The sequence below is a fragment of the Pseudomonas sp. 2957 genome (assembly GCF_031456345.1).
GTDB classification, from domain to species: domain Bacteria; phylum Pseudomonadota; class Gammaproteobacteria; order Pseudomonadales; family Pseudomonadaceae; genus Aquipseudomonas; species Aquipseudomonas siliginis.
In genome coordinates this window covers 886,443-901,026 of sequence record NZ_JAVDUL010000001.1, presented here as the reverse complement: position 1 = coordinate 901,026, position 14,584 = coordinate 886,443, and the positions used below count along the sequence as shown (strand labels likewise).

The window sequence follows — 14,584 nt, the reverse complement described above, 5'->3', positions numbered from 1 at the left end:
AGACCGCGAACATGTTGCGCATTCTGCTGATCAACGACACCGCGAAAAAAGTCGGACGCCTGAAAGCGGCGCTGACCGAGGCCGGCTTCGAGGTAATCGACGAGTCCGGCCTGACCATCGACCTGCCGGCGCGCGTCGAAACGGTGCGCCCGGACGTGATCCTGATCGATACCGAGTCACCGAGCCGCGATGTCATGGAGCAAGTGGTACTGGTCAGCCGCGACCAGCCCCGGCCGATCGTGATGTTTACCGACGAACATGACCCGGGGGTGATGCGTCAGGCGATCAAGTCCGGGGTCAGTGCCTACATCGTCGAAGGCATTCACGCACAACGGTTGCAGCCGATTCTCGACGTGGCGATGGCGCGCTTCGAGAGTGACCAGGCCTTGCGCGCGCAATTGCAGGCCCGTGACCAGCAACTGGCCGAGCGCAAGCGCATCGAACTGGCCAAGGGTTTATTGATGAAGATGAAGGATTGCAACGAGGAACAGGCCTACACGCTGATGCGCCGCCAGGCGATGAGCCGCCAGCAGAAGCTGATTCAGGTGGCGGAGCAGATCATTGCCATGAGTGAGTTGCTGGGCTGAAATTTTCGCTGCAAATCAAGAGCCCCTCACCCTAGCCCTCTCCCGGAGGGAGAGGGGACCGACCGCGTTGTCTTGCGCTGTCCGCCGACCTGAACGACCGAGTCGATTATGGATTCACTCGAAATCGTTCAGATCGGCAAATGATTCGGCCATCCCCCGCTCGGTTCCCTCTCCCTCTGGGAGAGGGCTAGGGTGAGGGGCTTTTGCTTTTCAGCTGTTGGCACAAATCTCGCTAAGTAAACCGCACAGGTAACCAACGGCGGTTGCCCCACCTACGACAAAGACGTCGCTCACCCCGTTCGCCCCCCGGCGAATCAGGTAGCGGCGTTTTTGCGTTTTGGCCCCACAGAACGGGGCCGGTGGTGCGGCCGTGAGGCGCTCCACCTGCTGTGCATGACTCCTTTCGAGACTCTTTTCAGCCGAGGTGCGCGATGAATTCAAGCTTCTGGAAATCCGGCCATACCCCGACCCTGTTCGCGGCCTTTCTGTATTTCGACCTGAGCTTCATGGTCTGGTACCTGCTCGGCCCGCTGGCGGTGCAGATTGCCGCCGACCTGCACCTGACCACCCAGCAACGCGGCCTTGTGGTCGCCACGCCGATTCTGGCCGGCGCGGTGTTGCGCTTCGCCATGGGCATGCTCGCTGATCGCTTGTCGCCGAAGACCGCCGGGCTGATCGGCCAGGTCATCGTCATCTGCGCGCTGTTCGGCGCCTGGAAACTGGGCATCCACAGTTATGAACAGGCGCTGATCCTCGGCCTGTTCCTCGGCATGGCCGGCGCGTCGTTCGCCGTGGCCCTGCCGCTGGCCTCGCAATGGTATCCGCCAGAGCACCAAGGCAAAGCCATGGGCATCGCCGGTGCGGGCAACTCCGGCACCGTGTTCGCCGCGCTGCTGGCGCCAGTGATTGCCGCCGCGTTCGGCTGGAGCAATGTCTTCGGGTTTGCCCTGATCCCGCTGGTCCTGACTTTGGTGCTATTCGCCTGGTTGGCAAAAAACGCTCCCCAGCGGCCAAAACCGAAAGCCATGGCCGATTACTTCAAGGCCCTCGGTGATCGCGACAGCTGGTGGTTCATGTTTTTCTACAGCGTCACCTTCGGCGGCTTCATCGGCCTGGCCAGCGCCCTGCCCGGTTACTTCAACGATCAATACGGTCTGAGCCCGGTGACCGCCGGCTACTACACCGCTGCCTGCGTGTTCGGCGGCAGCCTGATGCGGCCATTGGGTGGCGCGCTGGCCGACCGCTTCGGCGGCATTCGTACCTTGCTGGCGATGTACACCGTCGCTGCCATCTGCATCGCAGCGGTGGGCTTCAATCTGCCAAGTTCCTACGCGGCGCTGGCGCTTTTCGTCTGCACCATGCTCGGCTTGGGCGCCGGCAACGGTGCGGTTTTCCAACTGGTGCCACAGCGTTTTCGTCTGGAGATCGGCGTGATGACCGGGCTGATCGGCATGGCCGGCGGAATTGGCGGCTTCGCCCTCGCCGCCGGTATGGGCGCGATCAAGCAAAGCACCGGCAGTTATCAATTGGCGCTGTGGTTGTTCGCCAGCCTCGGCGTGCTGGCATGGTTTGGCCTGCACGGCGTCAAGCGTCGCTGGAGAACCACCTGGGGCTCGGCGGCGGTGACGGCGGCGCGGGTCTGAGGCCCCAATGGCCCTGCAACTGAGCTTCGCCGAAGCCAGCGCCACCGGCCCGCGCGCGGAGAATCAGGACGCCCTGCGTTCAGTGACACCGGCGCCGGCACTGGCGGTGAGCAAGGGTTATCTTTTCGCCATCGCCGACGGCGTCAGCCAGTGCGCCGATGGCGGCCTCGCCGCGCGTTCGACCTTGCAGGCCCTGGCGCTGGACTACTTTGCCACGCCGGAAACCTGGAGCGTGGCCCAGGCGCTGGATCGCCTGCTGCTCGCGCAAAATCGCTGGCTGCAGGCCAACGGCGGCGGGCAACCGCTGCTGACCACGGTCAGCGCGCTGGTGATGCGCGGTCGGCGATTCACCCTCGCCCACGTCGGCGATTGCCGGGTCTATCGCTGGCACGCCGAGCGCTTGCAGCGCATCAGCGAGGATCACGTCTGGGAGCAACCGGGCATGCAACACGTGCTCAAACGTGCGCTCGGGCTCGATCAGCATCTGGTCCTGGATTTCCTCGACGGCGAACTGCGAGAGGGCGAAAGCTTCGTGCTGCTCAGCGACGGCGTCTGGTCGACCTTGGGCGATACCGCGATCGGGGCGATTCTGCGTGATCAAGCGGATCTGCCCAGCGCGGCGCAAACCTTGGTCAACGCCGCGCATCTGGCCGGCAGTCAGGACAACGCCAGTGCCCTGCTGGTGCGCGTCGATGCGCTGGGCGAAGCGAGCATTGGCGATGCGCTGGTGCAATTGCAGCAATGGCCGCTGCCGCCAGCGCTCAAACCCGGGCAAGCGTTTGAAGGCTGGCAGGTGCAAGGCATCATCGGCCAGAGCCAGCAATCATTGCTGTATCGCGTGCTCGATAGTCAGGGCCAGCCTTGGCTGTTGAAGACCTTGCCGGCGCGCCTGGCCGACGATCCGCAAGCCGGGCAGGCGCTGCTGTCGGAAGAATGGTTCCTCAAGCGCGTGGCCGGCCGGCATTTTCCACAAATCCATGCCTGCACTCAGCGTCAGCATTTGTATTACGTCATGCGCGAATACGCCGGGACGACGCTGGCCGAAATGTTTCAACTCAACGGCCCGTTGCCACTGGCGCAGTGGCAGGACATCGCCGAGCGGCTGTTGCGCGCGGTCGGGTTGCTGCATCGGCGGCAGATTCTGCACCGCGACATCAAACCGGAAAATCTGTTGCTGGGGGATGACGGCGAGCTGCGCCTGCTGGATTTCGGCCTGGCTTATTGCCCGGGATTGTCGGAGGACGCGCCGTCGACCCTGCCGGGAACGCCAAGTTTCATCGCCCCGGAAGCGTTTCGCGGCGAGTCGCCAAGTGCGCAGCAGGATTTGTATTCGGTGGGCGTCACCCTGTATTTCCTCCTCACCGGGCATTTCCCCTACGGCGAAATCGAAGCGTTTCAACGGCCCCGATTTGGCGTGCCGGTGAATGCCAGTCGCTATCGCCCGGACTTGCCGGACTGGCTGGCGCAAAGTCTGGAACGCGGCGTCGCCGCCGATCCGCAGCAACGCTTCGAAACCGCTGAAGAGTGGCTGCTGGTGCTGGAACAGGGTGAGCGGCAAAGTTTGAGTGTGCGGCCCCGGCCTTTGTTGGAGCGGGAGCCGTTGAAGGTCTGGCGGACCATGGCTTTGGTGTCGTTGCTGGGGAATGTGGTGCTGCTGGTTTTGTTGTTTCATCAGCCCTGAAAAGATCGCAGCCTTCGGCAGCTCCTACAGTTGGTTGCGTACACCTGTAGGAGCTGCCGAAGGCTGCGATCTTTTGATCCTGCGCTCCAAAAAAGCGCAACACGCCTCGAGAAAGTGCATCGAGCCAGCTCCAATCGGGCAAAAAAACCAGCAATTGCGGCGCCATAACAAGTTGGCACAACCACTGCATTACCCTTTTCACCATACATAAAGCCCAACCTTCAACGACGAAGGCTGCGCTTCCCGAGAGAACGGGACCAGGACAAAGGCGTCCTCGCTAGGCAACTAGCGGGACGCCTTTTTTTGTTTGCGCAAAATTTGTCGAGCAAGGCCCGACGGCCCACCAGAGGCCAGCCGCAGCTCCCGGAGAACCTGATGAAAAAACTCAAACTGGTGATGATCGGCAATGGCATGGCCGGGGTGCGTACCCTGGAAGAACTGCTCAAACTGAGCGACGAGCTCTACGACATCACCGTCTTCGGCGCCGAACCGCACACCAACTACAACCGCATCCTGTTGTCGCCGGTGCTGGCCGGTGAGCAGACCTTCGAAGAGATCGTGCTCAACGACCTCGACTGGTACCTGGAAAACAACATCAAGCTGCTGCTCAACCGCAAAGTGGTGGAGATCGACCGGGTCAAACGCCGAGTGATTGCCGAGGACGGCACCGAAGCCGAGTACGATCGCCTGCTGATCGCCACCGGCTCGACCCCGTTCATCCTGCCAATCCCCGGCAACACTTTGCAGGGCGTGATCGGTTATCGCGACATCGCCGACACCCAGGCCATGATCGACACCGCCAGGACCCACAAGCACGCCGTGGTCATCGGCGGCGGTCTGCTCGGCCTCGAAGCGGCCAACGGCCTGATGCTGCGCGGCATGCACGTGACCGTGGTGCACCTCGGCGAATGGCTGCTGGAGCGGCAACTGGACAAGACCAGCGGCCAGCTTCTGCAATCGGCGCTGGAATCCCGTGGCCTGCATTTTCGCCTGTGCGAACAGACCCAAGCCCTGCACGACGCCGGCAATGGCCGGGTCGGCTCGGTGCAGTTCAAGAACGGCGACATCATCCCTGCCGACCTGGTGGTGATGGCCGCCGGCATTCGCCCCAACACTGAGCTGGCGGAAAAGGCCGGCATCCCGTGCAATCGCGGGATTCTGGTCAATGACACCCTGCAAACCTACGACCCGCGCATCTACGCAATCGGCGAATGCGCCAGCCATCGCGGCATCGCCTACGGTCTGGTCGCGCCGCTGTTCGAACAAGCCAAGGTCTGCGCCAATCACCTCGCGCAACTGGGTTTCGCTCGCTATCAGGGTTCAGTGACCTCGACCAAATTGAAAGTCACCGGCATCGACCTGTTCTCCGCCGGCGACTTCATGGGCGGCGAAGGCACCGAAACCATCACCCTCTCCGACCCGATCGGCGGTGTGTACAAAAAACTGGTGATCAAGGATGACGTGCTGGTCGGCGCCTGTCTGTACGGCGATACGGCAGATGGCGGTTGGTATTTCCGGCAGATTCGTGAGAATCACGCCATCGGCGAAATCCGCGATCACCTCATGTTCGGCGAAAACGCCTTAGGCGACGTAGGACATCAGGGCCAGGACAAAGCCATGGTCATGGCCGACAGCGCCGAAGTGTGTGGCTGCAACGGTGTGTGCAAAGGCACCATCGTCAAGGCGATTCAGGAACACGGCCTGTTCAGCGTCGATGAAGTCAAGAAACACACCAAGGCTGCCAGCTCGTGCGGTTCGTGCGCCGGGCTGGTCGAGCAGATCCTGATTAACACCGTCGGTGGCGCGGCGGACGTCAAACCGAAAAGCGAAAAAGCCATCTGCGGTTGCAGCGACCTCAACCACGGGCAGATTCGTCAGGCGATCCGTCAGGAACACCTGCTGAACATCGCCGAGACCATGAGTTACCTGAACTGGCGCACGCCCAATGGCTGCGCGACCTGTCGCCCGGCGCTCAACTACTACCTGATTTCCACCTGGCCGGGCGAAGCCAAGGACGATCCGCAATCGCGCCTGATCAACGAACGCGCCCACGCCAACATCCAGAAGGACGGCACCTATTCGGTGGTGCCGCGCATGTGGGGCGGCGTGACCAATCCATCGGAACTGCGGCGGATCGCCGATGTGGCCGACAAGTACAACGTGCCGATGGTCAAGGTCACCGGCGGTCAGCGCATCGACTTGCTGGGGATCAAGAAACAGGATCTGCCCGGCGTCTGGAAAGACCTCGACATGCCGTCCGGCCACGCCTACGGCAAATCCATCCGCACGGTGAAAACCTGCGTTGGCAGCGAGTTCTGCCGCTTCGGCACGCAGAACTCGACGCAACTGGGCATCGAACTCGAGCACGACCTGTTCAACATGTGGTCGCCGCACAAGGTGAAGCTGGCGGTGTCCGGTTGCCCACGCAACTGCTCGGAAGCCGGCATCAAGGACGTAGGAATTATCGGCGTCGACTCCGGCTGGGAGATGTACATCGGTGGCAACGGCGGGATCAAGACCGAAGTCGCCGAGTTCTTCGTCAAGCTCAAGACCGCCGAAGAAGTCCGCGAATACAACGGCGCGTTCCTGCAGCTCTACCGCGAAGAAGCCTTCTACCTCGAACGCACCGTGCATTACCTGCAACGGGTCGGCATGGAGCACATCAAGAAGAACGTGCTCGAAGACGCCGAGCGGCGCAAGGCCCTGAACGAGCGCCTGCAATTCTCCCTGTCGTTCGAACAGGACCCATGGAAAGAGCGCCTGGCGCAGCCGCAACTGAAGAAAGAATTCGACGTGATCCCCGTGAAAAACCTGGAGGTGCCGGCATGAACTGGCTCGATATCTGTGCGCTGGAAGAGATCAACGCCCTCGGTTCGCGGATCATTGCCGGGCCGAAAGGAGACATCGCGATTTTTCGTACAAGCGACGACGAGGTTTTCGCCCTCGATGATCGCTGCCCGCACAAGGGTGGGCCATTGTCGCAAGGCCTGATCTACGGCAAGCGCGTGGCCTGCCCGCTGCACAACTGGCAGATCGACCTCGCAACCGGCGAAGCCCAGGCGCCGGACATCGGCTGCGCCCATCACCATCCGGCGCGAGTCGAGAATGGCCGGGTGCAACTGGCCCTGCGGGACGCCATCTGATGAACCGCCAGACGACCGCCTCGACCTGCTGTTACTGCGGGGTCGGCTGCGGCGTACTGATCGAGCATGACGGCGAGCGCATCCTCGGCGTCAGCGGCGATCCGGCGCACCCGGCCAACTTCGGCAAACTGTGCAGCAAAGGCTCGACGCTGCACCTGACCGGCGACCTCGCCGCCCGCGCCTTGTACCCGGAACTGCGCCTGGGCAAAGGCCTGGCGCGCAGCCGTACTGACTGGGATACCGCCCTCGACCACGCGACCAACGTGTTTGCCGAAACCATCGCCGAACACGGCCCGGACAGCGTGGCGTTCTACATCTCCGGGCAGTTGCTCACCGAGGACTACTACGCCTTCAACAAACTGGCGCGGGCGCTGGTCGGCACCAACAACATCGACAGCAATTCGCGGCTGTGCATGTCCTCGGCGGTGGTCGGCTACAAACGCAGCCTCGGCGCCGACGCGCCGCCGTGCAGTTACGAAGACCTGGAGCTCAGCGACTGCGTGATGATCGTCGGCAGTAACATGGCCTACGCCCATCCGGTACTTTTCCGTCGGCTGGAGGAAGCCAAATCCCGTCGCCCGCAGATGAAAGTCATCGTGATCGACCCGCGTCGCACCGACACCTGCGATTTGGCTGACCTGCATCTGGCGATTCTTCCGGGCACCGATGTCGCTTTGTTCCATGGGATTTTGCATCTGCTGTTGTGGGAAGACTGGATTGATCGCGATTTCATCAAGGCGCACACCGAAGGCCTCGCCGAACTCAAAACCCTTGTGCGCGATTACACCCCGCAAATGGTTTCGCAACTGTGCGGCATCAGCATCGAGCAACTGCAGCAATGCGCAGAATGGGTCGGCACTGCGCCGAGCTTCCTGTCGCTGTGGTGCATGGGCCTGAATCAGTCCACCGCCGGCAGCGCAAAAAACAGTGCGCTGATCAATCTGCACCTGGCCACCGGGCAAATTGGCCGGCCCGGTGCTGGACCTTTCTCCCTGACGGGTCAGCCAAATGCCATGGGCGGGCGGGAAACCGGCAGTCTGTCCAATCTGCTACCGGGCCATCGCGATGCCGGCAATGCGGAACATCGCGCCGAGGTGGCGGCGTACTGGGGCGTCGAGAGCTTGCCCGAGGCGCCGGGCCTGAGCGCCATCGAGCTGTTCGAAAGCCTGCGCAGCGGCAAGATCAAAGCGCTGTGGATCGCTTGTACCAACCCGGCGCAATCGATGCCTGATCAGAGCGCAGTACGCGCAGCGCTTGAGGCCTGCCCTTTTGTAGTGTTGCAGGAAGCCTTTCGCACCACCGAAACCGCTGCGTTTGCGGACCTGCTGTTACCCGCCGCCAGTTGGGGCGAGAAAGAAGGTTCGGTGACCAACTCCGAACGGCGCATTTCCCACGTGCGCAAAGCGGTTGTCGCACCGGGCGAAGCGCGGCCGGACTGGGCAATCACGGTGGATTTCGCACAGCGTCTGGAGAAACGTCTGCGCCCCAGGCAGCCGAGCCTGTTCGCTTTCCATCAACCTTCGCAGTTGTTTGATGAATTCAAAGCGCTGACCCAAGGGCGAGACCTGGATCTGTGCGGAATCAGTCATGCCTTGATCGACGAGATCGGTCCGCAGCAATGGCCCTTCCCTGCCGGCGCCCGCCAAGGCACGCCACGACTCTACGAAGACGGCGTCTTTCCTACGCCTAGCGGCCGCGCGCAGTTCATTGCCGATCCTTATCGCGCCGCCAAGGAACAACGCGACGCGCGCTTCCCGCTGACTTTGATCACCGGTCGCCTGCGTGACCAGTGGCACGGCATGAGCCGCACCGGCACCGCCGCGCAATTGTTCGGCCACGTCAGCGAAGCCGTGCTGAGCCTGCACCCTGACGAAATGCGTCGGCACCGCTTGCAGCCCGGTGATCTGGTCAATTTGAAAAGCCGCCGTGGCGCGGTGATTGTTGCGGTCGGAAGCGACGACAGCGTGCGTCCGGGCCAGGCGTTCCTGCCGATGCACTGGGGCGATCGCTATCTCAAGGGCGGCGTCAACACGCTGACCTTGTCGGCGTTTGATCCGCTGTCCAGGCAACCGGAGCTCAAGCACAGCGGCGTGCGTCTGGAGGCAGTCAACCTGCCGTGGCAACTGTTCGCTTTGATCGAGGGTGATGTTCAGCGGCATTTCGAGACGCTACGACCGCTGTGCGAGGCGTTTTCCTACGTCAGCCTCAGCCTTGTCGGTCGTGAGCGGCCAGCGTTGCTGATACGCGCTGCACACGGCCAGGCGCCCGATCCACAGTTGCTGGGCGAGATCGACCAATGCCTCTCGCTGCTGGATGGCCCGGTTCTGGCCTACGACGACCCTCGCCGAGCCATCGGCAAGCGGGTGCGTATCGAAAACGGCCGTATCACTGCGATTCGCCTCGCCGGCGAAACCCTTGCGCAACACTGGCTGCAAAGCCTGTGGCTGGAGGGCCGTGCCGACCAACAACTGCGGCGCTGGCTGCTCGCGCCGATGAGCGCGCCGCCGGGCGCTGTCGGCGCCATTGCGAGCGACAAGACCTTGTGCAATTGCGAAAACGTCAGTCTCAACGCAGTCTGCGCCGGCATTCGCCAGGGACTGGATCTGCAAGGCCTGAAAAACAATCTCCGATGCGGTACGCAATGCGGTTCCTGCGTGCCGGAAATCAAGCGTCTGCTGGCTGCCGAAGCGCGGCCGGTCGCGGTCATTTAACGAGGACAACACCATGAATGCGAAAGTCTGGCTGGTGGGCGCAGGCCCTGGCGATCCGGAGTTGTTGACGCTCAAAGCGGTGCGGGCGTTGCGCGAGGCCGATGTGGTGATGATCGATGATCTGGTCAACGACGCCGTGCTGGAACACTGCCCGACTGCGCGGGTTATTCCCGTTGGCAAGCGCGGCGGCTGCCGTTCGACGCCACAGGCATTCATTCATCGGCTGATGCTGCGTTATTCACGCCAGGGCAAATGCGTAGTGCGCCTGAAGGGCGGCGATCCGTGCATTTTCGGCCGCGGTGGCGAAGAAGCGCAGTGGTTGCGCGAGCGCGGGGTTGAAGTGGAACTGGTCAATGGCATTACCGCCGGGCTGGCCGGGGCGACGCAGTGCGATATTCCGCTGACGTTGCGGGGCGTGGCGCGCGGAGTAACGTTGGTGACTGCGCACACCCAGGATGACAGCCAGTTGAACTGGCAGGCGCTGGCGCAAGGCGGGACGACGCTGGTGGTTTACATGGGCGTGGCCAAGCTGGGCGAGATTCGTGATCAGCTGCTGGCGGGAGGAATGGCGGCGGATACGCCGGTGGCGATGATCGAAAACGCCTCGTTGGCGCATCAGCGTGAATGTCGCAGTGACCTGAGTGCGATGGCTGAGGATGCCTCGGCGTTTGAATTGAAGAGCCCGGCGATTCTGGTGATTGGTGCGGTGGCTGGTGTCGTGCAAGAGCAAAAGATCGCAGCCTTCGGCAGCTCCTGCACGGCGTAACGCGCGCACGCGCTTTTAAGCGGCGAAGCCAAATCGCAGACAAAGAAAAGCCCGGCCTGAGCCGGGCTTTTCCATCAGCGGCAGCTAATTACTTAGCTTGAGCTTCAACCTGCGCTTCTACGCGACGGTTTACAGCGCGGCCAGCTTCAGTTTTGTTGTCAGCAACTGGGCGGGATTCGCCGTAGCCAACAGACTGAACGCGGGACGATTCAACACCGTACTGGTTGGTCAGAACTTGCTTAACGGCGTTTGCACGACGCTCGGACAGTTTCTGGTTGTAAGCGTCAGGACCGACGGAGTCAGTGTGACCTTCAACAGTAGTGGTGGTGGATGGGTACTGCTTCATGAAGTCAGCCAGGTTTTTGATGTCGCCGTAGCTGTTAGGCTTGACTACCGACTTGTCGAAGTCGAATTTCACGTCCAGCTCAACACGAACAACTTCAGCAACTGCTGGGCAGCCATCAGCGTCAACGGTTACGTTGGCTGGGGTGTCCGGGCACTTGTCAACGTTGTCGCAAACGCCATCGTTGTCGCTGTCGGAGCAGACTTCAGCAGGTGCTGGAACTGGAGCAGCAGCTGGCTTGGAGCCGCCACCGAAGTTCACACCGATACCGACGCTAGGAGCCCACTCGGTGTCGCCCTGGTCGATGTTGTACTGAGCTTCAACGCCGGCACGGGCGTAGAAGTTCTCGGTGAAGTACAGCTTGGCACCGCCGCCAACGTTGGCGAAGGTGGAACGGTTACGACCGTTCGAACCGTTCTGGTCGATGCTCTGGTCAGAGAAACCGGCCGAAACGTATGGACGAATCATGTCGCCTGGGTTGTTGAAGTGGTACAGAGCGTCCAGAGCGGTGTTAGCGCCTTTGACGTTCTTGCCATCGTCGGCACGTACGTTGTGCACTTCGTCGTAGCCCAGACGCAGTTCAACGTCGTCGGTCAGGAAGTAACCGATCGAACCGCCGAACAGGTTGCCGTTGTTCTTGAAGTTACGAGCGCTGTCGAATTGTTCTTTCTTAGCGAAGCCTTCGATTTCAACTGCGCCTTGGCCTTGTGCCAGAGCGCCGAACGAAGTGGCGGCAATCAGAGAACCAATGGCCAAGCCCAAGGTGTTTTTCAGTTTCATCCGTTAAATCCCCATCTGGTGATTGTGAAGCAGTCCCGCAAACCGGGGGACAACTCGGCGGCAAGTCTATCAGAACTTGCCTACACGTAAGAGATATTTGCGCTGAACTAAGTTTCAGCAATGCCTGCAAATTTCTCACGCAATTTATCTAGAGCGCGTTTGTAACGCATTTTTGTCGCACTCAAACCCATGTGCATGATGTCTGCGATCTCCTGAAACTCCAGCTCTGCGACAAATCGTAGCACCAGAATTTCGCGGTCAATCGGATTCACATACACCAGCCAGCGATCAAGCCCACCCTTCTCCTCCGGCTTCGGCGCCTTTTCTTCAGACGCTTCTTCAAGAGGGTCCAGACTGAGAGCGTCCATCAAGCGACGCTTACGCCGTTCCTTCCGATACTGCGTGATGCATTCGTTGTAAGTGATGCTGTAAAGCCAGGTTTTGAACTTCGATTTCCCCTCGAAGTTCTTCAGGCCGTACAGCACCTTCAGCATCACTTCCTGACAGACATCGTCTGCGTCGCGATCGTTCCCAAGATATCTCGCGCAGACGTTAAATAATGTTCGCTGGTAACGCCGCATCAACTCTTCGTAGGCGCGCGTTACGTGAAACAGCTCGGTATGCGAGCGCGCGACCAACTCCTCATCAGAGAGCTCGCGGGGGTCGTAGCGCGTGGATAGCGGTTGGGCTTTATTCAAAACAAGTCGTGCCGACAGTCAGGTCAATGTCCGCCACAACCAGCCTCGGCTGGCATTTTGCGGCGGCATACATTAGCAGGGTTTGCCGGTTTAGCGGCTACTCACATGCTGTTCCAGCAGGATCCGATTGGAGAGAGAGACTAGCTCACCCTCATCGGTCAGCAATGTGGTTTTAACCGTGCCGATCTCTTCGATCTGGCCTTCGACCTCGCCAACACGCACTTGTTGCCCAACCTCGTACAGCTCACGCACATAGATTCCCGCAAGAATCTGACCGGCGATTTCCCGGCTTCCCAAACCCATGGCCAGCGCAACTGCCAGACCAACGGTAATCAATACGATGACAATCACATGGTTCAGCAGGTCGGTCTTGACCTCGAGCTGGCTGATCGCTACCGAGATGCTGATGATGATCACCAGCCCCTGCGCGATCCGTCCCAACCCGGAAGCGTAGTCCAGGCCTACGCCTTCTGCTGCGCCGCGCACCAGCCCGTTGGCCAGTTGCGCCAGCAGGACACCGACCAGCAGCACCAGCGCGGCGCCGAATACTTTCGGCAGATACAACGCCAGCATGTCCAGCGTAGCTGAAACTCGCTCGAGGCCAAGGGATTCTGCCGCAGAAACCAGAAAAATCAGCAGAACGAACCAGTAGACAATTTTACCGATCAGCGTCGAGATCGGCACTTGCAGCCCGGCGCGCGACATCAGCTTGGTCAGCCCGGTACCGCCCATCAGGCGATCAAGGCCCAGTTTTGCGAGCAATTTGGAGAGCAAGGTGTCGAGCAGCTTGGCCACGACGAAACCCAACAGCAGCACAACCAGTGCGCCGAACAGGTTCGGAATGAAGTTAGCGACTTTGGTCCACAACGCAGTCATTGCAGTGACGAGGCTCTGAGTCCAGAGATCAAGTTCCATATTCAATCAGCCTTATCAGCAGTGCGAGCAGTGGTTTTACGAAGACGGGAAACCGGCGAGACATGCGCCGAGCCATTGTTCAGGGCGATCATCAGCGCGGGCAGCCAGCGGCCCAGCAGGCTGAACAGATCACCGGCGCCGACCTGGCGGTTGGCGGTTTTGAGTACGCGGCCCAGGCAGGCATCGTCGTCGCGGCTGGACGGCGAAGCGTTGAGCATGTCGCGCAAAGACTGTTCAAACGGATCGTGCATACGCACCTCTCGTGATGTCTGTGAAAGACGCGGGCAGTTTTACTCGGGTCACATACGCCATGTTCACACCCAGCGCAATCGACGGAACAACCACCACTGACCGAACGCCAGGGCGAGTACCGTCAGGCAGGCAATCAGGAAACCATACGGGCTTTCGGCAAACGGAATACCGCCGACATTGATGCCCAGCAGACCGGTGATGAAACTCATCGGCAAAAAGATGCAGGTAATGATGCCGAAGCGGTACATGGTGCGATTCATGTGCACGCTCAAACGCCGGTCTTCGGCCTCCAGCACAAGCCCCACACGCTCTCGAGTCAATTCGAGCTCTTCCAGATAACGGGTCAGGCTGTTGTTCAATTCGTTCCAGTAGTCGGCGTCGTCTTCGACGAACCACGGCAATTTTATCCGCGTCAGCTGTCCGAAAATATCCCGCTGTGGCGCAAGAAAACGCTTCAGCCCGGCCGCTCTACGGCGGATGTGCAAAATCGCCCCGTGCTCGGGCGTATACCGTTCGTCGGCGTCGAGTTTTTCTTCCTCTTCATCGACCACTTCCGACAGGCACGTGACCAGATCCTGCACTTTATTGGTGAGGAACTGCGCCAGATACAGCATCAATTCAGAAGACGTTTTCGGACCTTTGCCCTCCCCCAGCAGCGCCAGCAACTCATCTGTAGCGCGCAACGGACGCAAGCGCAGGGAAATCACGCGCTGAGCGGAGGCAAAAATCCGCACCGAGACCATGTCTTCCGGCTCGGCGCCCGGGTTGAGATTGACCCCGCGCAGAAACAGCAGCAGCTCGGAGTCGGGCAATGGCAACAGACGCGGGCGGGTGTTCTCTTCCAGCAGCAGATCGCAGGTGAATTCGTTGAGCCCGCTGGATTTGCGCAGCCAGGTTTGGGTCTGCGGATGGCTGCGATCCCAGTGCAGCCACAGGCTTTCATGGGCCTGCAGCTGCAAATCGTCGAGCTCAGTCCGGGCTATCGAACGCGCACCGCCCTTGCCGTCCAGTACCAGGGCATGTACCAGCCCCCATTGCGCGTTTTCTTCCTCGAACATCCGCATC

Annotated in this window: 12 protein-coding genes; 7 read left to right on the top strand and 5 right to left on the bottom strand. The window is 60.8% G+C overall.

Features of this window, described 5'->3' with window-relative positions:
- Positions 1-11: 11 nt before the first annotated feature.
- From J2Y39_RS04165 to cobA, 7 genes are all read left to right on the top strand, one after another.
- Positions 12-587: an ANTAR domain-containing response regulator gene (locus J2Y39_RS04165; protein ID WP_056784167.1), complete on the top strand. Its 576-nt coding sequence runs from the start codon at positions 12-14 to the stop codon at positions 585-587.
- Positions 588-1,018: 431 nt separating this feature from the next.
- Positions 1,019-2,230 (top strand): NarK/NasA family nitrate transporter, encoded by a 1,212-nt coding sequence (locus J2Y39_RS04160; protein ID WP_041479125.1) that lies wholly within the window; start codon positions 1,019-1,021, stop codon positions 2,228-2,230.
- Positions 2,231-2,237: 7 nt separating this feature from the next.
- A complete protein-coding gene (locus tag J2Y39_RS04155; protein ID WP_310215274.1) occupies positions 2,238-3,911 on the top strand; it encodes a bifunctional protein-serine/threonine kinase/phosphatase in 1,674 nt (557 codons plus the stop codon).
- A 375-nt stretch (positions 3,912-4,286) separates the two neighbouring features.
- On the top strand, positions 4,287-6,740 hold the full coding sequence (gene nirB, locus J2Y39_RS04150; protein ID WP_310215272.1) for a nitrite reductase large subunit NirB: 2,454 nt from the start codon (positions 4,287-4,289) through the stop codon (positions 6,738-6,740).
- Complete coding sequence (gene nirD / locus J2Y39_RS04145; RefSeq protein WP_041479130.1) at positions 6,737-7,054, top strand: nitrite reductase small subunit NirD; 318 nt, start codon at positions 6,737-6,739, stop codon at positions 7,052-7,054. The genes nirB and nirD overlap by 4 nt, the downstream gene beginning before the upstream one ends.
- Entirely contained in the window at positions 7,054-9,765 is a 2,712-nt protein-coding gene (locus J2Y39_RS04140) for a molybdopterin-dependent oxidoreductase (RefSeq protein WP_310215269.1), read from the top strand. The genes nirD and J2Y39_RS04140 overlap by 1 nt, the downstream gene beginning before the upstream one ends.
- Positions 9,766-9,778: 13 nt before the next feature.
- Positions 9,779-10,531 (top strand): uroporphyrinogen-III C-methyltransferase, encoded by a 753-nt coding sequence (cobA, locus tag J2Y39_RS04135; protein WP_252879747.1) that lies wholly within the window; start codon positions 9,779-9,781, stop codon positions 10,529-10,531.
- 88 nt (positions 10,532-10,619) lie between these two features.
- On the opposite strand, the gene J2Y39_RS04130 is transcribed toward cobA, so the two are convergent.
- The 5 genes from J2Y39_RS04130 to J2Y39_RS04110 all read right to left on the bottom strand — a co-directional run bounded on the left by J2Y39_RS04130 (position 10,620) and on the right by J2Y39_RS04110 (position 14,577).
- Positions 10,620-11,654 carry an OmpA family protein gene (locus J2Y39_RS04130; protein WP_039762998.1) on the bottom strand — a complete coding sequence of 345 codons (1,035 nt, stop codon included), beginning with the start codon at positions 11,652-11,654 and terminating at the stop codon, positions 10,620-10,622.
- A 107-nt stretch (positions 11,655-11,761) separates the two neighbouring features.
- Entirely contained in the window at positions 11,762-12,352 is a 591-nt protein-coding gene (sigX, locus tag J2Y39_RS04125) for an RNA polymerase sigma factor SigX (protein WP_016773832.1), read from the bottom strand.
- Positions 12,353-12,442: 90 nt separating this feature from the next.
- Positions 12,443-13,267, bottom strand: a complete 825-nt coding sequence (locus J2Y39_RS04120) for a mechanosensitive ion channel family protein (protein WP_016773831.1) — start codon at positions 13,265-13,267, stop codon at positions 12,443-12,445.
- 2 nt (positions 13,268-13,269) lie between these two features.
- Positions 13,270-13,518: a hypothetical protein gene (locus J2Y39_RS04115; RefSeq protein ID WP_003223293.1), complete on the bottom strand. Its 249-nt coding sequence runs from the start codon at positions 13,516-13,518 to the stop codon at positions 13,270-13,272.
- 63 nt (positions 13,519-13,581) lie between these two features.
- Positions 13,582-14,577 carry a zinc transporter ZntB gene (locus tag J2Y39_RS04110; RefSeq protein ID WP_016773830.1) on the bottom strand — a complete coding sequence of 332 codons (996 nt, stop codon included), beginning with the start codon at positions 14,575-14,577 and terminating at the stop codon, positions 13,582-13,584.
- Between the last annotated feature and the right edge of the window lie 7 nt (positions 14,578-14,584).